Source organism: Aeromicrobium wangtongii, from assembly GCF_024584515.1.
Taxonomy (GTDB): domain Bacteria; phylum Actinomycetota; class Actinomycetes; order Propionibacteriales; family Nocardioidaceae; genus Aeromicrobium; species Aeromicrobium wangtongii.
In genome coordinates, this window is record NZ_CP102173.1 from 1,711,764 (window position 1) to 1,735,652 (window position 23,889).

General features: G+C 69.0%; 29 protein-coding genes. 20 read left to right on the top strand and 9 right to left on the bottom strand.

Annotated elements, in window-relative coordinates:
• Nucleotides 1-2: 2 nt before the first annotated feature.
• Together NQV15_RS08485 and NQV15_RS08490 are read right to left on the bottom strand one after the other, a co-directional pair.
• On the bottom strand, nt 3-791 hold the full coding sequence (locus NQV15_RS08485; protein WP_232399389.1) for an ABC transporter permease: 789 nt from the start codon (nt 789-791) through the stop codon (nt 3-5).
• Nucleotides 788-1,723, bottom strand: a complete 936-nt coding sequence (locus tag NQV15_RS08490; protein WP_232399390.1) for an ABC transporter ATP-binding protein — start codon at nt 1,721-1,723, stop codon at nt 788-790. The genes NQV15_RS08485 and NQV15_RS08490 overlap by 4 nt, the downstream gene beginning before the upstream one ends.
• Nucleotides 1,724-1,971: 248 nt before the next feature.
• On the opposite strand from NQV15_RS08490, the gene NQV15_RS08495 reads away from it, so the two are divergent.
• Genes NQV15_RS08495 through NQV15_RS08515 form a run of 5 tightly spaced genes read left to right on the top strand, consistent with a single transcriptional unit; the run spans nt 1,972 to nt 5,989 of the window.
• Nucleotides 1,972-2,502 (top strand): hypothetical protein, encoded by a 531-nt coding sequence (locus NQV15_RS08495; RefSeq protein ID WP_232399391.1) that lies wholly within the window; start codon nt 1,972-1,974, stop codon nt 2,500-2,502.
• A 59-nt stretch (nt 2,503-2,561) separates the two neighbouring features.
• Nucleotides 2,562-3,119, top strand: a complete 558-nt coding sequence (locus NQV15_RS08500) for a copper resistance CopC family protein (protein WP_232399392.1) — start codon at nt 2,562-2,564, stop codon at nt 3,117-3,119.
• Nucleotides 3,116-3,673 carry a copper chaperone PCu(A)C gene (locus NQV15_RS08505; protein WP_232399393.1) on the top strand — a complete coding sequence of 186 codons (558 nt, stop codon included), beginning with the start codon at nt 3,116-3,118 and terminating at the stop codon, nt 3,671-3,673. Before NQV15_RS08500 ends, NQV15_RS08505 begins: the two co-directional genes overlap by 4 nt.
• Nucleotides 3,666-4,871: a Dyp-type peroxidase gene (locus tag NQV15_RS08510; protein WP_232399394.1), complete on the top strand. Its 1,206-nt coding sequence runs from the start codon at nt 3,666-3,668 to the stop codon at nt 4,869-4,871. Before NQV15_RS08505 ends, NQV15_RS08510 begins: the two co-directional genes overlap by 8 nt.
• Before the next feature lie 32 nt (nt 4,872-4,903).
• On the top strand, nt 4,904-5,989 hold the full coding sequence (locus NQV15_RS08515; RefSeq protein WP_232399395.1) for an ATP-dependent DNA ligase: 1,086 nt from the start codon (nt 4,904-4,906) through the stop codon (nt 5,987-5,989).
• A 6-nt stretch (nt 5,990-5,995) separates the two neighbouring features.
• On the opposite strand, the gene NQV15_RS08520 is transcribed toward NQV15_RS08515, so the two are convergent.
• Nucleotides 5,996-6,775, bottom strand: a complete 780-nt coding sequence (locus NQV15_RS08520) for a GTP pyrophosphokinase (protein WP_232399396.1) — start codon at nt 6,773-6,775, stop codon at nt 5,996-5,998.
• A gap of 127 nt (nt 6,776-6,902) precedes the next feature.
• On the opposite strand from NQV15_RS08520, the gene NQV15_RS08525 reads away from it, so the two are divergent.
• Nucleotides 6,903-7,061 carry a hypothetical protein gene (locus NQV15_RS08525; protein WP_232399397.1) on the top strand — a complete coding sequence of 53 codons (159 nt, stop codon included), beginning with the start codon at nt 6,903-6,905 and terminating at the stop codon, nt 7,059-7,061.
• A 132-nt stretch (nt 7,062-7,193) separates the two neighbouring features.
• Here NQV15_RS08525 and NQV15_RS08530 read toward each other — a convergent pair whose 3' ends face one another.
• Nucleotides 7,194-7,529: a hypothetical protein gene (locus NQV15_RS08530; protein ID WP_232399398.1), complete on the bottom strand. Its 336-nt coding sequence runs from the start codon at nt 7,527-7,529 to the stop codon at nt 7,194-7,196.
• 95 nt (nt 7,530-7,624) lie between these two features.
• A complete protein-coding gene (locus tag NQV15_RS08535; protein ID WP_232399399.1) occupies nt 7,625-8,668 on the bottom strand; it encodes a DNA polymerase domain-containing protein in 1,044 nt (347 codons plus the stop codon).
• A 96-nt stretch (nt 8,669-8,764) separates the two neighbouring features.
• On the opposite strand from NQV15_RS08535, the gene NQV15_RS08540 reads away from it, so the two are divergent.
• The 11 genes from NQV15_RS08540 to NQV15_RS08590 all read left to right on the top strand — a co-directional run bounded on the left by NQV15_RS08540 (nt 8,765) and on the right by NQV15_RS08590 (nt 19,198).
• A complete protein-coding gene (locus NQV15_RS08540) occupies nt 8,765-9,457 on the top strand; it encodes a type 1 glutamine amidotransferase domain-containing protein (RefSeq protein ID WP_232399400.1) in 693 nt (230 codons plus the stop codon).
• A gap of 80 nt (nt 9,458-9,537) precedes the next feature.
• Nucleotides 9,538-10,818 carry a DUF2786 domain-containing protein gene (locus tag NQV15_RS08545; protein WP_232399401.1) on the top strand — a complete coding sequence of 427 codons (1,281 nt, stop codon included), beginning with the start codon at nt 9,538-9,540 and terminating at the stop codon, nt 10,816-10,818.
• Nucleotides 10,819-10,888: 70 nt separating this feature from the next.
• The gene (locus tag NQV15_RS08550) at nt 10,889-11,593 is read left to right on the top strand and encodes a helix-turn-helix transcriptional regulator (protein ID WP_232399808.1); all 705 of its coding nucleotides are present in this window, start codon (nt 10,889-10,891) and stop codon (nt 11,591-11,593) included.
• Complete coding sequence (gene sufB / locus NQV15_RS08555) at nt 11,590-13,035, top strand: Fe-S cluster assembly protein SufB (RefSeq protein WP_232399402.1); 1,446 nt, start codon at nt 11,590-11,592, stop codon at nt 13,033-13,035. The genes NQV15_RS08550 and sufB overlap by 4 nt, the downstream gene beginning before the upstream one ends.
• Entirely contained in the window at nt 13,032-14,210 is a 1,179-nt protein-coding gene (gene sufD / locus NQV15_RS08560) for a Fe-S cluster assembly protein SufD (protein WP_232399403.1), read from the top strand. The genes sufB and sufD overlap by 4 nt, the downstream gene beginning before the upstream one ends.
• Nucleotides 14,207-14,527, top strand: coding sequence for a non-heme iron oxygenase ferredoxin subunit (locus NQV15_RS08565; protein WP_232399404.1), 321 nt, complete (start codon nt 14,207-14,209; stop codon nt 14,525-14,527). Before sufD ends, NQV15_RS08565 begins: the two co-directional genes overlap by 4 nt.
• Nucleotides 14,528-14,530: 3 nt before the next feature.
• A complete protein-coding gene (gene sufC, locus NQV15_RS08570) occupies nt 14,531-15,292 on the top strand; it encodes a Fe-S cluster assembly ATPase SufC (protein ID WP_232399405.1) in 762 nt (253 codons plus the stop codon).
• Nucleotides 15,289-16,560, top strand: a complete 1,272-nt coding sequence (locus NQV15_RS08575) for a cysteine desulfurase (RefSeq protein WP_306459370.1) — start codon at nt 15,289-15,291, stop codon at nt 16,558-16,560. The genes sufC and NQV15_RS08575 overlap by 4 nt, the downstream gene beginning before the upstream one ends.
• An 8-nt stretch (nt 16,561-16,568) precedes the next feature.
• Nucleotides 16,569-17,039 carry a Fe-S cluster assembly sulfur transfer protein SufU gene (sufU, locus tag NQV15_RS08580; protein ID WP_232399406.1) on the top strand — a complete coding sequence of 157 codons (471 nt, stop codon included), beginning with the start codon at nt 16,569-16,571 and terminating at the stop codon, nt 17,037-17,039.
• On the top strand, nt 17,036-17,398 hold the full coding sequence (locus NQV15_RS08585; protein ID WP_153652592.1) for a metal-sulfur cluster assembly factor: 363 nt from the start codon (nt 17,036-17,038) through the stop codon (nt 17,396-17,398). The genes sufU and NQV15_RS08585 overlap by 4 nt, the downstream gene beginning before the upstream one ends.
• A gap of 201 nt (nt 17,399-17,599) precedes the next feature.
• The gene (locus NQV15_RS08590) at nt 17,600-19,198 is read left to right on the top strand and encodes an ABC-F family ATP-binding cassette domain-containing protein (RefSeq protein ID WP_232399407.1); all 1,599 of its coding nucleotides are present in this window, start codon (nt 17,600-17,602) and stop codon (nt 19,196-19,198) included.
• A 216-nt stretch (nt 19,199-19,414) separates the two neighbouring features.
• Here the strand turns inward: NQV15_RS08590 and NQV15_RS08595 are convergent, their stop codons facing one another.
• The gene (locus NQV15_RS08595; protein WP_232399408.1) at nt 19,415-20,248 is read right to left on the bottom strand and encodes an SURF1 family cytochrome oxidase biogenesis protein; all 834 of its coding nucleotides are present in this window, start codon (nt 20,246-20,248) and stop codon (nt 19,415-19,417) included.
• Nucleotides 20,249-20,316: 68 nt separating this feature from the next.
• On the opposite strand from NQV15_RS08595, the gene moaA reads away from it, so the two are divergent.
• Nucleotides 20,317-21,303 carry a GTP 3',8-cyclase MoaA gene (gene moaA / locus NQV15_RS08600; protein ID WP_232399409.1) on the top strand — a complete coding sequence of 329 codons (987 nt, stop codon included), beginning with the start codon at nt 20,317-20,319 and terminating at the stop codon, nt 21,301-21,303.
• An 11-nt stretch (nt 21,304-21,314) separates the two neighbouring features.
• Here moaA and NQV15_RS08605 read toward each other — a convergent pair whose 3' ends face one another.
• Together NQV15_RS08605 and NQV15_RS08610 are read right to left on the bottom strand one after the other, a co-directional pair.
• Nucleotides 21,315-21,503 carry an acetone carboxylase gene (locus NQV15_RS08605; protein ID WP_232399410.1) on the bottom strand — a complete coding sequence of 63 codons (189 nt, stop codon included), beginning with the start codon at nt 21,501-21,503 and terminating at the stop codon, nt 21,315-21,317.
• The gene (locus NQV15_RS08610; protein ID WP_232399411.1) at nt 21,496-21,834 is read right to left on the bottom strand and encodes a DUF3099 domain-containing protein; all 339 of its coding nucleotides are present in this window, start codon (nt 21,832-21,834) and stop codon (nt 21,496-21,498) included. Before NQV15_RS08610 ends, NQV15_RS08605 begins: the two co-directional genes overlap by 8 nt.
• A gap of 88 nt (nt 21,835-21,922) precedes the next feature.
• On the opposite strand from NQV15_RS08610, the gene NQV15_RS08615 reads away from it, so the two are divergent.
• On the top strand, nt 21,923-22,138 hold the full coding sequence (locus tag NQV15_RS08615) for a dodecin (RefSeq protein ID WP_232399412.1): 216 nt from the start codon (nt 21,923-21,925) through the stop codon (nt 22,136-22,138).
• A 30-nt stretch (nt 22,139-22,168) separates the two neighbouring features.
• On the opposite strand, the gene NQV15_RS08620 is transcribed toward NQV15_RS08615, so the two are convergent.
• Complete coding sequence (locus NQV15_RS08620) at nt 22,169-23,377, bottom strand: MFS transporter (RefSeq protein WP_232399413.1); 1,209 nt, start codon at nt 23,375-23,377, stop codon at nt 22,169-22,171.
• 89 nt (nt 23,378-23,466) lie between these two features.
• Here NQV15_RS08620 and NQV15_RS08625 point away from each other — a divergent pair, with 89 nt between their 5' ends.
• On the top strand, nt 23,467-23,793 hold the full coding sequence (locus tag NQV15_RS08625) for an ArsR/SmtB family transcription factor (RefSeq protein WP_232399414.1): 327 nt from the start codon (nt 23,467-23,469) through the stop codon (nt 23,791-23,793).
• Nucleotides 23,794-23,889 lie beyond the last annotated feature (96 nt).

Consider the following 23,889-nt stretch of genomic DNA (forward strand, 5'->3'; position numbering starts at 1 on the left):
TTTCACTCCCACTTGAACGTTCTCGAGACCAACAGACTCGCGCACACCGTCCACACCAGCAGGACGACGATCGCGAACGGGGCGGCGCCTTGGCCGGCAAAGGCATCGCGCAGGCCCTGGCCCAGCGCACCGGACGGCAGCAGCTCCACCACGTGCCTGGCCGCCTCGGGATAGCGGCTCAGCGGCACCAGCAGCCCTCCACCGACCAGCAGCAGGACGTAGACCAGGTTCGCCACCGCCAAGTTAGCCTCCGCGCGCAAGGTCCCGGCGATCAGCAGGCCGAGGGAGCCGAAGGCGGCGGTGCCCAGCACGATCAGCACCAGCGCCTCCCCGAAGGCGACGACGCCGCCCTGCGGGTCCCAGCCGAGCGCGATGCCGGCGCCGGACAGGATGGCCAGCTGGACGATCTCCACGATGACGACCGCGGTGATCTTGCCGAACAGCAGGCCCCACCGCGGCAAGGGGGACGCGCCGAGACGCTTGATGATGCCGTAGCGGCGCTCAAAGCCGGTGGCGATCGCGAGCGAGGTGAACGAGGTCGACAGCACCGCGAGCGCCAGGATGCCCGGCGTGATGATGTCGATCGTGCGGCCGGGGCCGAGATCGACGATCCCGTCGGCGCGCGAGCCCAGCACGAGCAGCACCAGCGGGATGACCATCGTCAGCAGGACCTGCTCGGCATTGCGTCCCTGCAGCTTCAGCTCCATGACGGTCTGCGCGCGCAGCATCGCCGACCGCGGCGCGGCGCCGGGCCGGGGGGACAGGTCGAGGGTGCTCTGGGGTGCGCTCATCGCAGGGCCTTGCCGGTCAGCTCGAGGAACCGGTCCTCGAGGGTCTGGCGCTCCACGAGCAAGGACTCGGTCAGGACGCCGTGGGACGCGCACCAGGTCGCGAGGGTTGCCAGGAGCTGGGGGTCGACGATGCCGGCGATGACGTAGGCGCCGGGGCTCACCTCGTCGACCTTGGTGTCGTGGGGGAGGGCGGACATCAGGCCGGCCACGTCCAGCCCGGGACGCGCCGTGAAGCGGACGGTGTTCTCCGAGCCGGAGGAGGCCAGCGCCTGGGGCGTGCCGGAGGCGATGACGCGTCCGGCGTCGACGATGTGGATGTGGTCGGACAAGGCCTCGGCCTCGTCCATGAAGTGGGTCGTCAGCACGGTCGTGACGCCGCTGCTGCGCAGCTCGTCGATGAGCTCCCAGGTCGATCGGCGTGCCGCGGGGTCCAGCCCGGCGGTCGGCTCGTCGAGGAACAACAGCTCCGGACGTCCCACGATGGCCATGGCCAGGCTCAGTCGCTGCTGCTGTCCGCCGGAGAGGCGGCGGTACGGCGTCGATCCGTAAGAGCCCATGCCGAGGCGCTCGATCAGCAGGTCGACGTCGAGCGGATGGGCGTGCAGCGACGCGATGTGGTGCAGCATCTCGTGCGAGCGGGCTCCCGACCACGCGCCGCCGGACTGCAGCATGACGCCGACGCGCGGACGCAGCAGGTGGCCGTCGGCGACCGGATCGAGGCCCAGCACCCGGACCGTGCCGGCGTGCGGGCTGCGGAAGCCCTCGCAGGTCTCGATCGTGGTGGTCTTGCCGGCGCCGTTGGGTCCCAGGATCGCGGTGACGGTGCCGGGACGGACGTCCAGACTCAGGCCGTCGACCGCGGTCTTGGTGCCATAACGCATGACGAGGTCGACGACCTCGACGGCGGGTACTTCTCTAGCCGGCTCAGACACCCCCACAGTCTAGGTGTCGACCCCCCACTGCTTGTCCGGGCGGTGCTGCACACCCGCTCATCGCACTGCGAAGACGTGCGGAACAGCTGCAGAAGGTGAGATCCGGATGTCCCCTGACGCGCCCGCCGCTCTGCACGACATCACGGGCGAGGCGCGCCAACGACTGGCCGGTGCGTTCGACGCCGTCAAGAACGTCTGAACTACGACGGCGTGTAGTAGGCCAGGGCTCTGTGGGATATCGTGACGAGGTGCCCGATCGACGCCTCCGCCGCGGCTTGCCGCGGTTGGTGCGAGGCGGTCTGGTCGCACTGCTGACCATGACGCTGGGCGTCGGCGCCCACGTCTGGGCCGGCGGTCACGCCCCTTCCGTCACCGCTGCAGGCGTCCTCGTGCTCGCGTTCACCGCGGCCTGTTGGGCCCTGAGCTCGCAACGCTGGACGGCACGTCCACTGCTCGCGATGTTCCTGCTGGCCCAGGTCGGGACCCACACGGTCGCCGTGGTCGAGCATCCTGACGCATCGATGGGCATGGTCGCGATGATCCCGGCACACGCCGCCGCGGCGGCCCTGCTGGTGGTGATGGTGACCAGCGGTGAGCGCGCCGCGATCGAGCTGGTCGAGCACCTGGCCCTGCGCTGCCTCGCGCTGCGGGCCGTCCCCGCACCGCGGCCCACGACCGCTCGCGCCGCGTCGCGGATCGTCTCGCCTGGCGCCGGGTTCCTGGGTGGACCGGTCCGTGGCCGGGCTCCGCCGCGCGGTCTGCTGCTGCCCACCTCCTGACGGCAGCAGTCCTGAATTCGTCGCCCCCTTCGGGCGTCCATCCAGACCTGGAGGCACCCATGCCATCGACCCTTCGGGGCCGGTCGGTGCTGGTCGTGCTGCTCGTCGCAGCCCTGTCGGTGATGCCGACGCGGGGAGCGTCCGCACACGCCGCACTGACCAGCTCCAACCCGTCCGCCGGCTCGTCCGTCTCGTCTTTGCCGGCCGAGATCGAGCTGCAGTTCAACGACGAGCTCAGCGACCTGGCACCCGCACTCATCCTGCGGCACGACGGCCGGACCCTCGCGGAGCTGCAACCACGCATCGACGGCACGCTGCTGCGTGCTGACGCGCCCGGGCTGGACCTGCCCGACGGCGCGTACCAGCTCGTGTGGCGGATCGTCTCGGTGGACGGCCACCCGGTGAGCGGGAGCATCGCGTTCCGGATCGGTGAGGCCGAGGCACCCGCGACCGAGGCACCCGCGACCGAGGAACCGGCCACCGGGCCGGCGACATCGGGGTCGTCGACCAACCAGCCCACCGCGATCGCCGTCGGCCTCGCGGTCATCGCGCTGGTCGCAGCACTGCTCGTACGGCGCCTGCTCAAGCGCTCCCACATCAAGGAAGAACAACCGTGAACCTCAAGACCGCCACATCGTGGCGCCACGCCGGCGCCGCCACCTCTGCCGCTCTCGTCCTCGCCCTGGCGTCGGCCTGCGGCAGTGACACACCGAGCGAGACCGCGACGCAGGCATCAGCGGTCTCGGTCAAGGACCCCTGGGTCAAGGCCGCTGACCAGGGGATGACCGCCGCGTTCGCCACGCTTCGCAACGCCGGTGGCAACGAGGCCAGGGTGGTGTCCGCAGCGGTTGAGTCGGTCACCCAGACGGCCGAGCTGCACGAGATGGCAGCCGACGACAGCGGCCAGATGGTGATGCGGCAGAAGCCCGACGGGATCGTGCTGCCCGCAGGGAGGAGCCACGAGCTTCGTCCGGGCGGCGATCACATCATGCTGATCGGGCTGACCAAGCCGGTCCGGGCCGGGGACGAGGTCCGGGTGACTCTGACCTTCGCCGACAGGTCGGAGCTGTCGTTCACCGCACCGGCCCGATCCTTCTCCGGGGCGCAGGAGGACTATCAGCCTGACGGAGGGCACGGGTCGGACCCGGACCCGTCCAGCCACCATGAGTGAGCGGCCACGCCGTCTGTCCCGGCGCACGCTTCTGGCCTCGGGTGCAGCCGGGGCTGCCGGGCTCGCCGTGGGGGCGGCGGGAGCGTCAGCGGTCGGCAAGGACCCCGACAGCCAGGACCTCGGACGCTCGACAGTGCCCTTCCGCGGGGCTCATCAGGCCGGTGTGACGACGGCCCCGCAGACGCACGCGACCTTCGTGGCATTCGATCTTCGCGACGACGTGGATGCCGACGGGCTGCGCCGCCTCCTGCGGATCTGGACCGATGACATCGAACGGCTGATGTCGGGTCGACCGGGCCTGACCGACACCGAGCCGGAGCTCGCGAGCCGGCCCGATCGACTGACCGTCACGGTCGGTGTCGGTGCCAAGGTGGTCGAAGTCGCCGGCGCCGAGGTTCCGGGTTGGTTGGGACCATTGCCGGAGTTCGTCATCGACCGCCTGGAGAGCCGCTGGAGCGGTGGGGACCTGATCCTGCAGGTCTGTTCCGACGACGAGCTCAGCGTCTCCCATGCCGTGCGGGTGCTGACGAAGGAAGCGCGGACCTTCGTGGCCGTCCGGTGGGTGCAGCGCGGGTTCCGGGGTCCGGTCAAGGGACCGGACCTGCCCCGCAACCTCATGGGTCAGGTCGACGGGACAGCCGCTCCCGCGGCCTCCGAGCACGATCGGCTGGTGTGGGTCGGCGACGGGTCGCGTCAGTTGTTCGGTGCCCAGCCGGCGTGGCTGGAAGGGGGGACCACGATGGTGGTGCGCCGCATCGCGATGGACCTGGACACCTGGGACGAGCTGGACCGGCCCAGTCGCGAACGAACGATCGGTCGCCGGCTGAAGGACGGGCGCCCCCTCACCGGTGGCAGCATCACCGACGATCCCGACCTGGAGGCGCGGGACTCCAACGGGCTGGAGGTCATCGATCCGTTCGCGCACGTCCGCCGGGCCCGCACGGAGGACCGGACCCAGCAGTTCCTGCGACGTCCCTACAACTACGACGACCCACCGGCGTCCGGCGACCTGACCAATGCAGGGCTGGTCTTCGTGACCTTCCAGGCGGATGTGGACAGGCAGTTCATCCCGATCCAGGCACGTCTGGCCGAGCTCGACCTGCTCAACCAGTGGACCACGCCCATCGGATCGGCCGTGTTCGCGATCCTGCCGGGAACCGGCGCTGGGGGATTCCTCGGCGAGGCACTCTTCTCCTGAGCTGGGGGTCGTCGATCCTCTATCGTGGCCGGATGGATCTTCCGGTCATGCCGCCCCTGAAGCCGATGCTCGCCAAGTCGGTCAAGGGCGTCCCGGCCGCGGACTCGGTGGCCGGCGGGCTGTCGTACGAGCCCAAGTGGGACGGCTTCCGCTGCATCGTGTTCCGCGACGGCGACGAGGTGTCGCTGGCGAGCCGGTCGACCAAGGAGCTGACCCGGTACTTCCCGGAGGTCGCCGACGCCATCCGGCGCGAGACGCCCGAGCGCTGCGTCCTGGACGGCGAGATCTTCCTGGCGATCGACGGTCGGCTCGACTTCGACGCCCTGTCGCAGCGCATCCACCCGGCTGCGTCGCGGGTCACGATGCTCGCCGAGCAGACGCCGGCGTCCTTCGTCGCCTTCGACCTGCTGGCCATCGGTGACGAGTCGCTCGTGGGGGAGCCGTTCGCGGTGAGACGTGACCGGCTCGAGCAGGCCCTGGCCGGTGCGAAGGCGCCGGTGCACGTGACCCGCACGACCACCGACGCGGCGATCGCCGAGCAGTGGTTCGGAATCTTCGAGGGCGCCGGTCTGGACGGGGTGGTGGCCAAGCCGCTGGCCAAGCCGTACGCCCAGAACGGCCGGACGATGCTGAAGATCAAGCATGCGCGGACGGCCGATGTGGTGGTCGCCGGCTATCGCCTGCACAAGACGTCCACCGAGGAACGCCCGCTGCTGGGCTCCCTGCTGCTGGGCCTGTACGCGGACGACGGGAAGCTGCAGCACGTGGGCGTCGCGGCGTCGTTCACCGAGGCGCGTCGCGCCGAGCTGGTCGAGCTGCTGCAGCCACTGGTCGTCGACAGCGCCGACCACCCGTGGGGCGAGTGGCGGGATCCGGACGCCCAGGCGTCGTCCCGGCTGCCCGGCGGTCAGAGCCGATGGACCGGCACCAAGGACCTGTCGTTCGTGACCCTCGAGCCCTCGCTGGTGGCCGAGGTGGCCTACGAGCACATGGAGGGAACCCGCTTCCGCCACACGGCCAGGTTCCTGCGCTGGCGCCCCGACCGGGAGCCGGAGAGCTGCACGTACGAGCAGCTCGAGGAGGTCGCCAAGTACGACCTCGCGGACGTCCTGACGTGAGGGCGGTCAGCGGCCGAGACGCTTGAGCCGTTCGACGAACGCCGCGTCCGGGTCCGACGCGGTGCCGTCCACCAGCTCCGCCTTCAGCTCGCGGGGCAGGGCGCCTGAGGTCTTCACCTCGGTGTGCAGGCGCTCCATCGTCGCGTCCAGCTCACCGGCCGTCACCGACGCCTCGCGCAGCCCGTCGAGCAGGGACTGCGGAACGGCCTCGGCGTACTTGTAGTAGATCTTGTGCTCGAGGCTGGCCCAGAAATCCATCGCGATGGTCCGCAGCTGCACCTCGACCAGCGCCGGGACCTCCCCGTCGCTGAGGAAGACCGGCACCTCGATGAGCGCGTGCAGGCTGCGGTAGCCATTCGGCTTGGGGCCGGTGATGTAGTCACGCACCTCGACGATGACGACGTCCGACTGGCTCGTGAGCATGTCGAACACGTGGTAGACGTCCGACACGAAGCTGCACGTCACGCGCACGCCGGCGATGTCGGTGATCTTCTCGCCGATGGACTCGAAGGTCGGGTCGCAGCCCTTGCGTCTCATCTTCTCGATGATGCTGTCGGGGTTCTTGAGCCGCGACGAGATGTTCTCGATCGGGTTGCTCTCGTGCAGGTGGGCGAACTCGTCGCGCAGGATCGTCAGCTTCGTGACGATCTCGTCCATGCCGAACTTGTAGCGCATCATGAAGCGGGTGAAGTCCTGCCGCAGCTGCTGCGCATCGTCGTCGGACAGATCGGGGCCGGGGCGGTCGAGAAGCCGGCCGAGGTCCAGACGTGCTGGTGTCGGATCCACGCAGCCACTGTAGACAGCGCCTCCTCACACGGGTACCGGGGTTGCGTCCCGGCGCGCGGTTGCAGGCATCGAGGCGTGGGCCGCCCCGGTTCGGGTACGTGATGGACACACCGACCGAGGAGAGACCATGTCGCAGACACCGTCCGATGACACCGAGCCCGATCAGGACGCCGAACCGCCCGTGGGAGCACCCGCGCCGGACCCGGGTGGAGAGCCGGTCGCCCCCGGCGACGCCTCAGGATCCGATCGCGTCGATCCCGCCGAGGCCGGCGAAGCATCCGACTAGCACCGCGCCCCACGTGAGGGCGGTGCCTCAGCCACGCATGCGCCGCAGCGGCGGTGGCTGAGCCACCCATCAGCGACGTGATCGGTGGCTCAGGCACCGCCCCACGCCGGGAAGCGGGCGGACCGAGGGCGGTCAAGCTGGGATCGGGACCACTTCTCTGACCAGGTCAGTCGTGCCCTCGGCATAGCTCAGGACGATCGAGGAGTCGCCGGTGTCGCGTACGGCGACGTCGAAGAACGACATGCCGTCCCCGCCACCCGAGCCGGCCGAGGCAATCTCGCCTGGCGTGCCGTCGGGCCACGTGATGGTCACGTGCTGCCTCAGGCGCCAGTCGATGGGTTCGCTCCCGACGTACCTCAGTGCCTCACCCTTGCCGACGAATGACAGCCAGACGAATCCCTCGGCCCGTCCCGCTGGGAGTCGCGTCAACCGGACGCCGTCGAGCTCGACCACATGCTGATCCGTCATCGCCACAGTGTGGCACCCATGGCGGGTGGGTAGGCGGTGGCTGAGCCACCCATCAGCGACGTGATCGGTGGCTGAGGCACCGCCCCACGGGCAGGTCAGTCCTTCTTCGCCTTGCTGGGCTGGACGCGCTTGGGCTCGCCGGGCATCTTCGGGTAGTCCGGCGGATACGGCATCTCGGTCGGGTCGGCGTGCCACAGCTCCAGCAACGGCTCGAGCGAGTGCGCGACGTCGTCGATCTCGGCCCAGGCGTCGCCGTCGCGGGCCAGCTTGTCCGGGACGGTGTGCAGCGTGAACGTGCGCGGATCCTCCAGGGCAGCCAGCTCGTCCCAGGTGACCGGCATCGAGACTGTCGCGCCGGGTGCGGGGCGCAGGCTGTAGGCCGAGGCGATGGTCCGGTCACGCGCGTTCTGGTTGTAGTCGACGAAGATGCGGTCGCCGCGCTCCTCCTTCCACCAGGAGGTCGTCACGCCATCGGCCCGCTTCTCGAGCTCGCGCGCGACACCGATCGCCGCATGTCGGACATCGGTGAACGTCCACTCCGGCGCGATGCGCACATAGACGTGGACGCCACGCTTGCCGCTGGTCTTGGCGAAGGCGCGGACGCCCAGCTCGGCGAACATCTCGCGGGCGACCCCCGCGACGCGTACCGCGTCGGCGAAGGTCGCCGACCCGAACGGGTCCAGGTCGATGCGCAGCTCGTCGGGATGCTCGTTGTCGTCGCGGCGCGTCGGCCAGGGGTGGAAGGTGATGGCGCCCATGTGGGCGGCCCAGGCGGCGACGGCAATCTCGGTGACGCACAGCTCGTCAGCGGGACGGCCGGACGGGAACAGCACGGCGGCGGTCTCGGCGTAGTCGGGCGCGCCCTTCATCATCCGCTTCTGGTAGAACGCATCGCCGTGCGAGTCGGCGCGCGTCGACATCACCATGCCCTCCCGGACGCCCTTAGGCCAGCGCTCCAGCGTCACTGGCCGGTCGCGCAGGGCACGCATGAGTCCGTCGGCCACGGCGACGTAGTACTCGGCGATCATCACCTTGGTGACTTCGTCAGAGAAGTCGGTGGCCTCGTAGATGACACGCGTCGGGCTGGAGACCCGCACGGATCGTCCGCCTGCCTCGATCTGGACCGCATCGCTCGCCATGGCACGACTCTAGGGCGCCGTGGGGGGTGGCGTGAGTTTTCGCACGGGTCGCCCACGGGGGTTGTGGGTACCCGAGGGGCCTACGAAGGAGTTGAAGTGAAGGTACTGATTGTCCTGACCTCGCACGACAAGCTCGGCGACACCGGCGAGAAGACGGGCTTCTGGCTCGAGGAGCTCGCGGCGCCGTACTACGAGTTCAAGAAGGCCGGGATCGAGCTGACGCTCGCCTCGCCCGCCGGCGGCCAGCCGCCGCTCGACCCCAAGAGCAACGAGCCCGATGCGCAGACCGACGACACGCGCCGGTTCCAGCAGGACGCCGAGGCGACGGCAGCGCTGGCGTCGACCGTGCGCCTGGACAGCGTCGACCCCGCGTCGTTCGACGCGGTCTTCTACGCAGGCGGCCACGGACCCCTGTGGGACCTCGCCGCTGACGCGTCCTCGAAGGCACTGATCGAGGGCACCCTCGCCGCCGACAAGCCCGTGGCGCTGGTCTGCCACGCTCCCGGCGTCCTGCGCGACGTCACCGCCCCGTCCGGCGCGCCGCTCGTCGAGGGCAAGGACGTCACCGGGTTCACCAACACGGAGGAGGAGGGCGTCGGCCTGACCGACGTCGTGCCGTTCCTCGTCGAGGACATGCTCAAGGAGAAGGGCGGCCGCTACTCCAAGGGTGACGACTGGGGTCCGCACGTCGTGCGCGACGGGCTGCTCATCACCGGGCAGAACCCGGCGTCCTCCGCACCGGCGGCGGCCGCGCTGGTCGAGCTGCTGCAGAGCACCACGCAGAGCTAGCCGCCGCGCATCGAGCACCATCGTGGCCCGGTTGTGGACGGCCGGGCCACGGTGTCCGTGCTCCTTGCAAGGATGCGTGCATGGGAAGCAGCAGCAGGCAGCGCCGGGACGCCCGGCGACGCGCGACAGGGCCGCGCTCGGCGACGGGCGATGTCGGAGCCCTGATCGATGTCGCCCGCCGCTTCGCGGTCGATGCACCAGGAGCCCTCGGACCCCGTGTCAGTCAGCTCAACGAGCTGTCGGCCGCGGCTCCCGGCGGTGAGGCCGATCCGGTGAAGCTGGTCATCGGCGACGTGCTCGCCGGCATCACCCGAGCATGGGAGCAGGGCTGGCAGCCGCTCGACCTGGTCCATGCCGTCCATCGGCGGGCCTCCAAGGCGGCCGCCCGGTGGATCACCGGCGCGGTCCTGGTCGAGGCGCAGCACTCCGGCGCCCGCGACCGCGCACCGCAGGCGTGGGTCGAGCAGCTCGACGCCCTGGCCTCCCGTGGTCGCGCCGACGACGAGCTGCTGCCACGGGGCGGCCGGGCCTCGGTCGCGCAATGGACGGTCGCGCTGGTGGTCCTCGACTTCATGCGCAGGCTGCCTCCGTCCCAGCTCCTGATGCCACCGCCGTCCCGGTGGGGGCACGGTGACGGCGCCGCGCAGCCCAGGCGAGCCGATCCGAGCAGCGTCCCGCTGACCCAGCAGCGGGCCAAGACGCTGACCAAGATCCGCGCCCTGCTCGCCAAGGCCGAGTCGACCGACTTCGTCGCCGAGGCCGATGCGCTGACGGCCAAGGCGCAGGACCTCATGACGCGGCACGCGATCGACGAGGCGCTGCTGGCCGACGAGGCCGGGCAGTCCGTGGACGTGGGCAGCATCCGGGTGCTGATCCACCACCCGTACGCGGTCGAGAAGGCCACCCTGCTGGACGTCATCGGCCGCGCCAACCGCTGCCGTGCCGTCTGGAGCGACTACGCCTCGTACGCGATGCTCGTCGGAGTGCCGACCGACCTGGCCCAGGTCGAGATGTTGTTCACATCGACCCTCGTGCAGGCGACCCGGGCCATGACGCAGGCGGGGGAGGAGTCGCACGGCCTCGACCGCTCCACGTCCTTTCGCAAGGCCTTCCTGGTGGCCTACGCCCACCGCATCGGCCAGCGGCTCGCCGAGTCCTCGCACGAGGCGGCGGCAACGTACGGCACCGATCTGGTCCCGGTGTTCCAGCGGCAGGAGGCCGCCATCGCCGGCGAGTTCGACCGGCTGTTCCCGCAGGTCACCTCCGGCGGTCGCCGCTCGAGCTTCGACGCGCGCGGCTGGCACGCCGGCACCGCCGCAGCCGACGCGGCGGTGCTTCCCGCGGGAGCGGTCGAGTCCTGAGACCGGTGACTAAGGCTGTCCTTCGTTGAACGGCCGGAATCATTAACGGCACACTGGTGTTGTGAAATACATGCAGGCGGTGGAGAAGGTGTCGGTCGACGACGCCCCCACACGTACGCGTGTCACCCAGAGCATCTTGGAGAACGGCCCCTCGACGGCCGCCGATCTGGCCGAGCGCCTGCAGTTGACCCCGGCGGCGGTCCGCCGCCACCTCGACCACCTGCTGGCCGAGGGCATCCTGGAGACCCGCGACCAGCGGATCGTCGGGCAGCGCGGCCGCGGCCGTCCGGCCAAGGTCTTCGCGATCACCGACGCGGGCCGTTCCACGTTCGAGAACGCCTACGACGAGCTGGCAGTCGACGCGCTGCGCTTCCTGGCCCAGACCGGCGGTGACGACGCCGTCATGGCGTTCGCACGTCACCGGTTGAGCGGCCTCGAGGAGCGGTACCGCCCCATGCTCGCGATGGTCGAGCCCGCCGAGCGTCCTCGCGCCCTCGCGCAGGTGCTCAGCGCGGACGGCTTCGCAGCCTCCACCAGCTCCACCCCGGCCGGCACCCAGATGTGCCAGCACCACTGCCCGGTCGCCCACGTGGCCGAGGAGTTCCCCCAGATGTGCGAGGCCGAGTCGGAGATGTTCGCCCGGCTCCTCGGCACGCACGTGCAGCGGCTCGCCACCATCGCCCACGGCGACGGTGTGTGCACGACCCACCTGCCGCACGCCCCCGAATCACACTCCACCAAGACTGTCCCCACCGCAGAGAGGCTGCCCTCATGACGACCGCGTCAGAGACCAACGCACCCAATGCCATCATCGACGCCAACCCAGGCCTCAAGGATGTCGGCCGCTACGAGTTCGGCTGGGCCGACACCGACGTCGCCGGAGCAAACGTCCAGCGTGGTCTGAGCGAGGATGTCGTCCGCAACATCTCGGCGCTCAAGAGCGAGCCCGAGTGGATGCTCGACCTGCGTCTGAAGGGCCTGAAGCTGTTCGGTCGCAAGCCCATGCCGACCTGGGGCTCCGACCTCAGCGGCATCGACTTCGACAACATCAAGTACTTCGTGCGGTCCACCGAGAAGCAGGCCGCCACATGGGACGACCTGCCCGAGGACATCAAGAACACGTACGACCGCCTCGGCATCCCCGAGGCCGAGAAGCAGCGTCTGGTCTCCGGCGTCGCGGCCCAGTACGAGTCCGAGGTCGTCTACCACTCGATCCGTGAGGACCTCGAGGCCCAGGGCGTGCTGTTCCTGGACACCGACACGGCCCTCAAGGAGCACCCGGAGCTGTTCCGCGAGTACTTCGCCACGATCATCCCGGTCGGCGACAACAAGTTCTCCGCGCTGAACTCCGCGGTCTGGTCCGGCGGCTCGTTCATCTACGTGCCCAAGGGCGTCCACGTCGACATCCCGCTGCAGGCCTACTTCCGGATCAACACCGAGAACATGGGCCAGTTCGAGCGCACGCTCATCATCGCGGACGAGGACTCGTACGTGCACTACGTCGAGGGGTGCACCGCGCCGATCTACTCCTCGGACTCGCTGCACTCGGCCGTCGTGGAGATCATCGTCAAGAAGGGCGCCCGCGTCCGCTACACGACGATCCAGAACTGGTCGAACAACGTCTACAACCTGGTGACCAAGCGCGCCGTCTGCGAAGAGGGCGCCACGATGGAGTGGGTCGACGGCAACATCGGCTCCAAGGTCACCATGAAGTACCCCGCCGTCTACCTCATGGGCGAGCACGCCAAGGGCGAGACGCTGTCGATCGCCTTCGCCGGCGAGGGACAGCACCAGGACGCCGGCGCCAAGATGGTGCACGCCGCCCCGAACACGTCCAGCTCGATCCTGAGCAAGTCCGTGGCACGCGGCGGTGGACGCACGTCCTACCGCGGCCTGCTGCAGGTGCTCGAGGGCGCCGAGGGCTCGGCCAGCACCGTCAAGTGCGATGCACTGCTGGTCGACCAGATCAGCCGCTCCGACACCTACCCGTACGTCGACGTCCGCGAGGACGACGTGACCCTGGGCCATGAGGCCACCGTCTCCAAGCTCAGCGACGACCAGCTCTTCTACTTCATGTCACGCGGCATGGAGGAGGACGAGGCCATGGCGATGATCGTCCGTGGATTCGTCGAGCCGATCGCGCGCGAGCTGCCCATGGAGTACGCCCTCGAGCTGAACCGCCTCATCGAGCTGCAAATGGAAGGAGCTGTCGGTTGACCGCCAGCACACAGACAGTCGCCGAAGCACTGGAGCTGTCTCCCGTCGAGTCCCACCTGCACCCGGAGGGGTCGTTCGACCTCGCCGACCACGAGGTGCCGACCGGTCGCGAGGAGATCTGGCGGTTCACCCCGCTGGCCCGCCTCCGTGACCTGCACAAGGACGCACCGCTCGACGGCACCGGCGTCACGGTCGAGGTCGACGCCGCCCCCGGCGTGACCGCCGTGTCCGTCCCGGCCTCGGAATCCGTGCGCGGCCTCTCGGGATACGTCCCGGTCGACCGCGTGTCGGCTCGTGCCTGGCAGGCGGCCCAGTCGGTCTTCGAGGTCACGATTCCGGCCGACGCCGAGATCGAGGAGCCCACGACGCTGCGGCTGAACGGTGGTGGCGTCGAGAACGCCGCCGCCGGCCACCTGCTGGTGCGCGCCGGACGCTTCAGCCGGGCCGTCGTCATCGTCGACTACAGCGGCTCGGCCACCTGGGCCGAGAACATCGAGATCGTCCTCGAGGACGGCGCCCAGCTGACCTTCGTGACGGTCCAGGACTGGAACGACGACAGCGTGCACGTCGTGACGCAGCACGCGCGGGTGGGTCGCGACGCGACGTTCAAGCACGTCGCGGTCTCGCTGGGCGGCGACGTCCTGCGGGCCAGCACCTCCGCGGACTACATCGGCACCGGCGGCAGCGTCGAGATGCTCGGCGTGTACTTCGCCGACGCCGGCCAGCACATGGAGCACCGCCTGTTCGCCGACCACACGGCGCCCCGCACCAAGAGCGATGTCCTCTACAAGGGCGCGCTGCAGGGCAAGGACGCCCACACGGTCTGGATCGGCAACGTCCTGATCCGCAAGGAGGCCGAGGGCATCGAGACGTTCGAGCAGAACGACAACCTCGTGCTGACCGACGGCGCCAAGGCGGATTCGGTGCCGAACCTGGAGATCGAGACCGGTGACATCGAGGGCGCCGGACACGCGTCCACGACCGGCCGCTTCGACGACCAGCACCTGTTCTACCTGCAGAGCCGCGGCATCCCCGCCGACGAGGCCCGCCGCCTGGTCGTGCACGGCTTCTTCAACGACATCATCCGCCGCATCGGCGTGCCTGCCCTCCAGGAGCGACTGACCGCTTCGATCGAGGACGAGCTCGCCGAGCACGTCGGACGGCTCGAGCTGTGAGCTTCACCGAGGCCGCACAGCTCGCGGACGTGCCCGACGGGGGAGTCCTGAGCGTCAAGGTCGACGGTCAGGAGATCGCCCTGGTGCGCGACGGCGACGATGTCTACGCCATTCGCGACGAGTGCTCGCACGCGTCCATCCCGCTGTCCGAGGGTGAGGTGGAGGGATGCGAGATCGAGTGCTGGCTGCACGGATCGCGCTTCGACGTCCGCACGGGCAAGCCGCTGAACCTGCCGGCCACCGAGCCGGTTCCGACCTATTCCACCCAGATCGAGGGAGAGACCGTGATGGTCGATCTCTCCACCCCCAGGAGCTGAACAATGGCAACACTCGAGATCAAGGACCTGCACGTCTCGGTCGACACCGAGGAGGGCGCCAAGGAGATCCTCAAGGGCGTCGACCTGACCGTCAAGAGCGGTGAGGTCCACGCCATCATGGGCCCCAACGGCTCGGGCAAGTCGACCCTCGCCTACTCGATCGCCGGTCACCCCAAGTACCAGGTCACCGGCGGAAGCGTCACGCTCGACGGCGTCGACATCCTCTCGATGACGGTCGACCAGCGCGCCCGCGCCGGACTGTTCCTCGCGATGCAGTACCCCGTCGAGGTGCCCGGCGTCTCGGTCGCCAACTTCCTGCGCACCGCCAAGACGGCCATCGACGGCGAGGCCCCCAAGCTCCGCACCTGGGTCAAGGACGTCAACGAGGCGCTCGAGCGGGTCACCCTCGACAAGGAGTTCGCGCAGCGCAGCGTCAACGAGGGATTCTCCGGTGGTGAGAAGAAGCGCCACGAGATCGCCCAGCTGGAGCTGCTCAACCCGAAGTTCGCCGTCCTGGACGAGACCGACTCGGGCCTGGACATCGACGCCCTGCGCGTCGTCTCCGAAGGCGTCAACCGCTACAGCGCCCAGGGTGACCGCGGCGTCCTGCTCATCACGCACTACACGCGCATCCTGCGCTACATCAAGCCCGACTTCGTGCACGTCTTCGTCGCCGGCCGGGTCGCCGACCAGGGTGGAGCGGAGCTGGCCGACGAGCTCGAGGCCAATGGCTACGACAAGTACGTGAAGGCTGCCGCGCTGTGACCATCGTCGAGGGCACCAGCACGTTCGACGTCGCCAGGATCAGGGAGGACTTCCCGATCCTGGGCCGTCGCCTGTCCGGAGACCTTCCGCTGGTGTACCTCGACAGTGCCAACACCTCGCAGAAGCCGCGGCAGGTCATCGACGCGATCGATGACCACTACCGCAGCCACAACGCCAATGTGGCGCGGGCGATGCACCAGCTCGGTGCCGAGGCGAGCGAGGCCTTCGAGCTCGGCCGCGACAAGGTCGCTGCTTTCATCGGCGCGCCGAGCCGCGACGAGGTCATCTTCACCAAGAACGCGTCCGAGGCGCTGAACCTCGTGGCCCGCGTGCTCGGTGAGGCGTCCTTCGAGGGGCAGGGACGTGTCGGTGCAGGCGACGAGATCGTCATCACCGAGATGGAGCACCACTCCAACATCGTCCCGTGGCAGCAGCTGGCCCAGCGGACCGGCGCGACCCTGCGCTGGTTCGGCGTGACCGACGAGGGCCGGCTCGACCTGGACGACATCGACACGCTCATCACCGAGCGCACCAAGATCGTGTCGCTGACCTGGGTGTCGAACATGCTGGGCACGATCAACCCGCTGGACGTCGTGATCGCCAAGGCGCACTCGGTCGGTGCCCTGGTCGTCGTCGACGCCTCGCAGGCCGTCCCGCAGATCCCCGTCGACGTCGCGGCGCTCGGTGCGGACTTCGTCGCGTTCACCGGGCACAAGCTCGTCGGGCCGACCGGCATCGGCGTGCTGTGGGGACGTTACGACCTGCTGGCCGAGCTGCCCCCGTTCCTGGGCGGCGGCGAGATGATCGAGACCGTCACGATGCAGGGCTCGACGTACGCCCCGCCGCCGGCGCGGTTCGAGGCCGGGACGCCGCCCATCGCCCAGTCCGTCGGGCTCGGCGCGGCGGTGGACTACCTCAGCGCCATCGGCATGGAGAACGTCGCGGCGCACGAGCAGCGGATCACCGCCTATGCGCTGGGCGCCATGCAGGAGATCGACGGCCTGACGGTCGTCGGTCCCAAGGAGGCCGTCATGCGCGGGGGAGCGATCAGCTTCACCCTCGACGGCGTCCACCCGCACGACGTCTCCCAGCTGCTCGACTCGCGTGGCGTCGCGGTCCGCGCGGGGCACCACTGCGCCAAGCCGGCTCACCTGCGCTTCGGCGTGCAGTCGACGACGCGTGCGTCGTTCTACCTGTACACGACCGAGCAGGAAATTGATGCGCTGGTCGAGGCGTTGCACCACACCAAGAAGTACTTCGGAGCCTGAGGGGAACTGTGAACGTCGACTCGCTGTACCAGGAGATCATCCTGGACCACTACAAGCACCCGCACGGTGCGGGCCTGCGCGAGCCCTTCGAGGCCGAGGTGCACCACGTCAACCCCACCTGCGGTGACGAGATCACGCTGCGGGTGCACCTGGATGGCGAGACCGTCAGCGATGTCTCGTACGACGCGCAGGGCTGCTCGATCAGCCAGGCGTCCGTGTCGGTGCTCAACGACCTGATCATCGGCAAGAGCGTCACCCAGGGCATGTCGGTGCTCGACACCTTCACCGAGCTCATGCAGGGCAAGGGCAAGGTCGAGCCCGACGAGGACGTCCTCGAGGACGGCATCGCCTTCGCCGGCGTCGCCCAGTTCCCGGCACGCGTCAAGTGCGCGCTGCTGGGCTGGATGGCCTGGAAGGACGCCGTGTCGCAAGCACTTGTCACCACCTCCACTTCTTCAACCACGGGAGATCCCGCATGACCACCGACCACAGCGACCTGCCCGAGGTGTCGACGGCACCCGCCGGTGCCACCACGACCGAGGACGTCCTCGAGGCGATGAAGGACGTCGTCGACCCCGAGCTGGGCATCAACGTGGTCGATCTCGGCCTCGTCTACGGAGCCGAGGTCGACGAGCACAGCAACACCGTGCTGTCGATGACGCTGACGTCCGCGGCCTGCCCGCTGACCGATGTCATCGAGGACCAGACCCGCGCCGCGCTGGACGGCATCGTCAACGACTTCCGGATCGAGTGGGTCTGGATGCCGCCGTGGGGCCCGGACAAGATCACCGACGACGGCCGCGAGATGCTCCGCGCCCTCGGCTTCAACATCGGCTGACGAGTCACCCAGTACCGCTGACGAGTCACCCAGGACCGCTGAGGAGTCACAAGGTGTCGAGACTCACGTCTCGATCGTGACTCGTCAGCGGTCCTACGTGACTCGTCGGCGTAGGATGGATGGGTGAGCTTCTACCAGCGGGAATGACGTCGAGCTTCGCTCCGTCGACCCCACTCACACTTCCCATATCGAAGGTTGTTCATGCTCACCGTCTCCAATGTGGAGCTGCGCTTCGGCGCGCGCGTCCTGATGTCCGATGTCTCCTTCCGCGTCGACAAGGGCGACAAGATCGGTCTCGTCGGACGCAATGGCGCCGGCAAGACCACCCTGACCCGGATGCTGTCCGGCGACGGCCAGCCCGCCCAGGGGACGATCACGTCCACGGGCAAGATCGGCTACCTCCCGCAGGACCCCAAGTCCGGCGACCTGTCGACGACCGCTCGTGACCGCATCCTCGGCGCCCGCGGGCTCGACGAGGCGCTCACCGTGATGCGCAAGGCCGAGATCGACATGGGCTCGCCCGATCCGCAGATCGCTGAGAAGGCCATGAAGGCCTACAGCCGGGCCGAGACGATGTTCGGAGCCGGCGGTGGCTATGCCGCCGAGTCCGAGGCCGCGACGATCTCGCACGCCCTGGGACTGCCCGACCGCGTGCTGGACCAGCCGCTGTCGACCCTGTCGGGCGGTCAGCGCCGCCGCATCGAGCTGGCGCGCATCCTGTTCTCCGACGCCGACACGCTGCTGCTCGACGAGCCGACCAACCACCTGGACGCCGACTCGGTCACCTGGCTGCGTGGCTTCCTGAAGACGTACTCCGGCGGCATCGTGATCATCAGCCACGACGTCGACCTGATCGAGGAGACCGTCAACAAGGTCCTGTACCTCGACGCGAACCGCGCCACGATCGACATCTACAACATGGGCTGGAAGTCCTACGTCAAGCAGCGCGAGGCCGACGAGGCCCGTCGCAAGCGCGAGCGTGCCCTCGCGGTCAAGAAGGCCGATGCGCTGACCAGCCAGGCCAACAAGTTCCGCGCCAAGGCGTCGAAGGCGTCCACGGCCCAGCAGATGCTGCGCCGCGCCGAGCAGCTCGTCTCGGGGCTCGAGGGCGAGCGGGTCCAGGACAAGGTCGCCAACATCAAGTTCCCGAAGCCGGCCCCGTGCGGCAAGACGCCGCTCATGGCCGAGGGGCTGTCGAAGTCCTACGGCTCGCTGGAGATCTTCCTGGACGTCGGCCTGGCGATCGACAAGGGCAGCCGCGTCGTGATCCTGGGCCTCAACGGCGCCGGAAAGACCACGCTGCTGCGCATGCTGGCCGGCACGCTGGAGTCCGACGGCGGCAGGATCATCCCGGGCCACGGCCTGAAGATCGGCTACTTCGCGCAGGAGCACGAGACGCTCGACACCTCGCGCACCGTTCTGGAGAACATGCAGGCGCAGGCGCCGCAGCTCACCGACACCGAGGCACGCAGCGTGCTCGGCTCGTTCCTGTTCAGCGGTGACGACACCTCCAAGCCGGCCGGCGTCCTGTCCGGTGGCGAGAAGACGCGTCTGGCCCTGGCCAGCCTCATCGTCTCCAGCGCGAACGTCCTGCTGCTCGACGAGCCCACCAACAACCTCGACCCGGCATCACGCGAAGAGGTGCTGCGCGCGATCCGCAACTACGAGGGTGCCATCGTGCTGGTCTCCCACGACGAGGGCGCTGTGCGGGCCCTGGAGCCCGACCGCGTGCTGCTGCTGCCCGATGGCGACGAGGACCTGTGGTCCGAGTCCTACCTCGACCTGGTCACCCTGGCGTAGGGCGCGCGGCTCCGCCGCTCCGGCCGTTCGTACCTCACGGCCGCCGGGCTTCGCCCGGGCGCCTGCCTTCGGTCGCTTCGCTCCCTCGGCCCATGGTCGGGACGAGTCCTCCGGCCGTTCGTACCTCACGGCCGCCGGGCTTCGCCCGGGCGCCTGCCTTCGGTCGCTTCGCTCCCTCGGCCCATGGTCGGGACGAGTCCTCCGGGCGTTCGTACCTCACGGCCGCCGGGCTTCGCCCGGGCGCCTGCCTTCGGTCGCTTCGCTCCCTCGGCCCATGGTCGGGACGAGCTGCCGCTCGGCGGCGAACCCGTCGATGCGGGTGGGCTTGCGGCGTTCCTTGGCCTCGGCGCGCGCGAACCAGAAGTAGCCGACGACGGCCAGCAGGGCGAAGAACCACCACTGCAGGGCGTAGAAGAAGTGCGGACCCTGCCCGAGCTCCGGCTTCGGCTCGACGGCCAGCCCGGCCGACGGTGCGGGGGACTGCTTCTGCAGGTTGACGTAGCCATCGATGAGGTCGTACGGGACGAAGTCGGCCATTCCGTCGCTGGAGATGGCACGGACCTGGCCGTCGTTGGGCCGGACAGCGCCGCCAGTGGCGCCGTTGTCCTTGCGCAGCCAACCCTCGATCGTGACCTCACCCGTTGCCGGATCCGGGACGTCGGGATGGCTGACGTTGTTCTGGGTCTCCATCCAGCCGCGGTCGACCAGGAGGGCCGCGCCCGAGTCGAGGACGAGCGGTGTGACGACGTTGACGCCGGGCGCGCCGTCGCGGGTCGAGAACTTGACCGTGACCTGGTGGTCGAGGTCATAGGTGCCGGTGGCGCGGACGCGGGTCCACTCGTTCGACTTGTCGACCTCGGTGCCGGCAGGCAGTGCGGTGGACAGGTCGACGGGGTCGGCTCCGAAGTGCTTGGTGATCGCGTCATTGCGGTCGAATCGCTGCTGGAGCTTGTCCATCTGCCAGAAACCGAGACGGGTGCAGATGGCGGCGAGCAGGACCACGAAGATGGCAAAGCCGATCCAGCGTGCGCTCAGAAGGAAGCGGTACACACCACGAGATTAGTTCGCCGTCCAAGCACGCTCCGAGCGGGCTGGTCCGATCGACCTAGGATGTACCAATGGAGCTGATCGACAGGCACGGGCGGGTCGCGACGGACCTGCGCGTGTCGTTGACCGATCGGTGCAATCTGCGCTGCCAGTACTGCATGCCGGCCGAAGGGCTCGACTGGCTCCCGACCGAGGACACGCTGACCGATGACGAGCTGAACCGGCTGATCCGCATCGGCGTCGAGGTGCTCGGCATCCGCGACGTCCGGTTCACCGGCGGCGAGCCGCTGCTGCGCCGCAGCCTGCCGTCGATCGTGGCCACGACCAAGGCGCTCCCGTCCCGCCCGCGGACCGCGATGACGTCCAACGGCCTGGGACTCAAGCACACCGCCGGGGCACTGGCTGCCGCCGGGCTCGACCGGGTCAACATCAGCCTCGACACGACCGATCCGGCGACCTTCGAGCGGATCACGCGGCGCAATCGGCTCCACGACGTCATCGACGGTCTCGCAGCGGCCCACGAGGCCGGCCTGCGCCCGGTCAAGATCAATGCGGTGCTGCTGCGCGGCATCAACGACCACGAAGCACCCGATCTGCTGCGCTGGTCCATGAAGCACGAGTACGAGCTGCGGTTCATCGAGCAGATGCCGCTCGACGCACAGCACGGGTGGAGCCGTGAGGCCATGGTCACCGCGGACGAGACGCTCGCGCTGCTCGGCGATCACTTCCGGCTGACACCGCTGGACGGCCGCGGGTCCGCACCGGCCGAGAAGTTCCTCGTCGACGACGGCCCCCACACCGTCGGCATCATCGGCTCGGTCACCAAGCCGTTCTGCGGCGACTGCAACCGCGTCCGCCTGACCGCGGACGGTCAGATCATGAACTGCCTGTTCGCCCGCGAGGAGTCAGATCTGCGAGCCTCGATGCGTGCCGGCGCCTCGGACGTCCAGATCGCCGAGCGCTGGGCGGCAGCGATGATGACCAAGCTGCCCGGCCACGGCATCGACGACCCGACGTTCCTGCAGTCGGACCGGCCGATGTCGGCCATCGGCGGCTGAGCCGGCCCGGCTCAGACCGGCTGGGTCTCGCGGTAGAAGCCGCGAGCGTCCAGGAACGAGCGCAGCGACTGCTCGTGCTCGGCGCAGGCCAGCCAGATCTTGCGGCGGTCGGGGGTGTGCAGCTTCGGGTTGTTCCACACCACCTGGTGCTGCGCGGCGGCGGTGCATCCCTTGGCCGAGCAGATCAGCTCCTCAGCCATGGTCGATCTCGGGGGAGCGAGGCGCATCGATCTGCTTGCCGTTCTCGGGGCCGAACGGGGACGGCCCGTCGCCCTTCTTGCGCACGCCCGCGTTGGCGAACACCACGGCGATGTAGGGCAGGAAGAGCGCACCGACGAACATCAGCCAGCCGAGCACCTTCCACGGCATCGGCTGCATGACCAGCACGACGCCGCCCAGGAAGCACACGGTGCGGATCCCCATCGAGATGGCGTATCGCTTCTCGCGACGCACCCGGTCGGCGGTCTGTGACTCGGCGGCTGTGGTGATCGAGAAGACCTGCTGCTTGCGGGGTTCGCGGGGTTCTGGCACCTACTCAGCCTACGCCGGTGGCTGAACCGTGCAGGACGTACGCCGCGCCTCTCGCCGTCAGCCCGTCCGGGGCCGTACCCTCATGGGCATGACTGACCGCACTTACCGCATCACCGAGATCGTCGGCACGTCCCCCGAGGGTGTCACGGAGGCCGTCGAGAACGGCATCAATCGGGCCACCAAGACGCTGCGCCACCTGGACTGGTTCGAGGTGACTGGCATCCGCGGGCAGATCACCGACAGCGATGTCTCCCACTACCAGGTGTCGATGAAGATCGGGTTCCGTCTCGAAGACGACGAGTGAGTCCGGGGCGTCCCACCGACTGAGCTGGGCTCAGTCGGTGGAGGCGAACCGGCGCAGCACTGCGGCGCTGCCTGACAGCACGATCACGACGCTGCCGTAGACGTAGGTCGTCTGGGCGAGTCCGAGGTGCGGCGCGGCGATGCCGGCCAGCACCGCCGGGATGCCGAAGGCCAGATAGCTGATGACGAACACCGCGGCAAAGAGTTCGCCGCGCTCGTGCGGCGCGGCCAGCGGCGTGATGGAGCGCATGATGCCCAGGAACGACGTCCCGAACCCGACGCCCACGACGACGGCGGCTGCGATGAAGCCCCAGTACGATCCCGCCGCCAGCGCGACCAGGGTCAAGCCCGTCCCGATGGCCAGAGATGTCGTCCCGCCGATCGTGACGCGTCGGGACGTGCCGCCGCGCGCCACGAAGCACGCCAGGGAGCCGACGCCGGTCAGCACCGCGACCACGAGACCCTGCTCGACGTGCAGCTCCCCACCAAGCTCCTGACCGACGAGCGGCGCTCCCAGGGACAGGTACAGGCCGCTGGTGGCCCAGGCGGCGAACAGCGCCGGAGCGCTGCGCAGGAAGGGGCCTCGCGCCGCGAGCGGGAGGCCCACGCGGGGACGGAACGACCGGAGGAGTCCCTCGTGGCGCGGCGATGTCTCCGGCACCAACCAGATCGTGGCCGCGAGCGCCAGGTACACCGCGGTGAGCGATCCGAAGACAGCGGTCATCGCGGAGGACGCGTGGTCCAGCAGGAGCCCGGCCACCAACGCGCCGGCGCCCAGACCTGCCAAGGGCCCGACACTGTTGAGGGTCGCGGCGGACCCCGGGCGGCCCGGCGGCTCCAGGTCGACCACGGCTGCGGACAGGGCCGATATCAACAGCCCCGCGGCGGCGCCCTGCACGATCCGGGCGATCACGAGCACCGTGACGCTGTCGGCGTGCCAGAAGGCGATCATGCTCAGGGCCAGCACGAGGAATCCGGCCGAGACGACGGGCCGGCGTCCGATGTGGTCCGACGTCGCGCCGGTGACGAGCAACGTCAGCAGCAGAGCCACCGCGTACACGGCGAAGATCGTCGTCGACGTGGTGGCCGAGAAGCCGATGTCCTGTTGCAGCACGGGGTAGAACGGCGAGGGTGCGCTCGCCCCGGCCATCATCGCGATCACGGCTGCGATGACCAGGACGAATCCGGGAGTCGGTGTGGACCGGAGGGTCGTTGCAGCAGTAGTGGTGTCGACGGACATGCTGGACCTCTAGTGGCAATAGTTCGAAAAAGTTGGAACTGAAGCCACGGTACGCGCACCAGTCAGGAAAGTTCAAGTATTATCGAACCATGGCGACTGTCAAGCAGCTTCCGCACCCGCGAGTCGCGGACGTGCCGCTGACCGAGGTGCTGTTCGCCCTGAGTGACCCCGCCCGGCTCGAGATCGTCCGCGAGCTCGCCAATGGCCCGTTGAGCATGGCCGAGTGCGGGGCGACCAACCCTGATCTCCCGAAGTCGACCAAGTCGCACCTCATGAAGGTGCTGCGCGAGGCAGGCATCGTCCGCAACGAGCCGGATGGTCGCCAGCGCATCGTGAGCCTGCGCAGGGAAGAGCTCGACGAATCGTTCCCGGGCCTGCTCGAGGCTGTTCTCGGTGTGACCGAGGGCTCCGACTAGCCGGAATTCGCACTGATATTGCAGTACATTTCTAGGTCTACCCTCTTGCGGTGAACGAGGGCCCCGCGATAGAATCGAACATACGTTCTAGTCGCT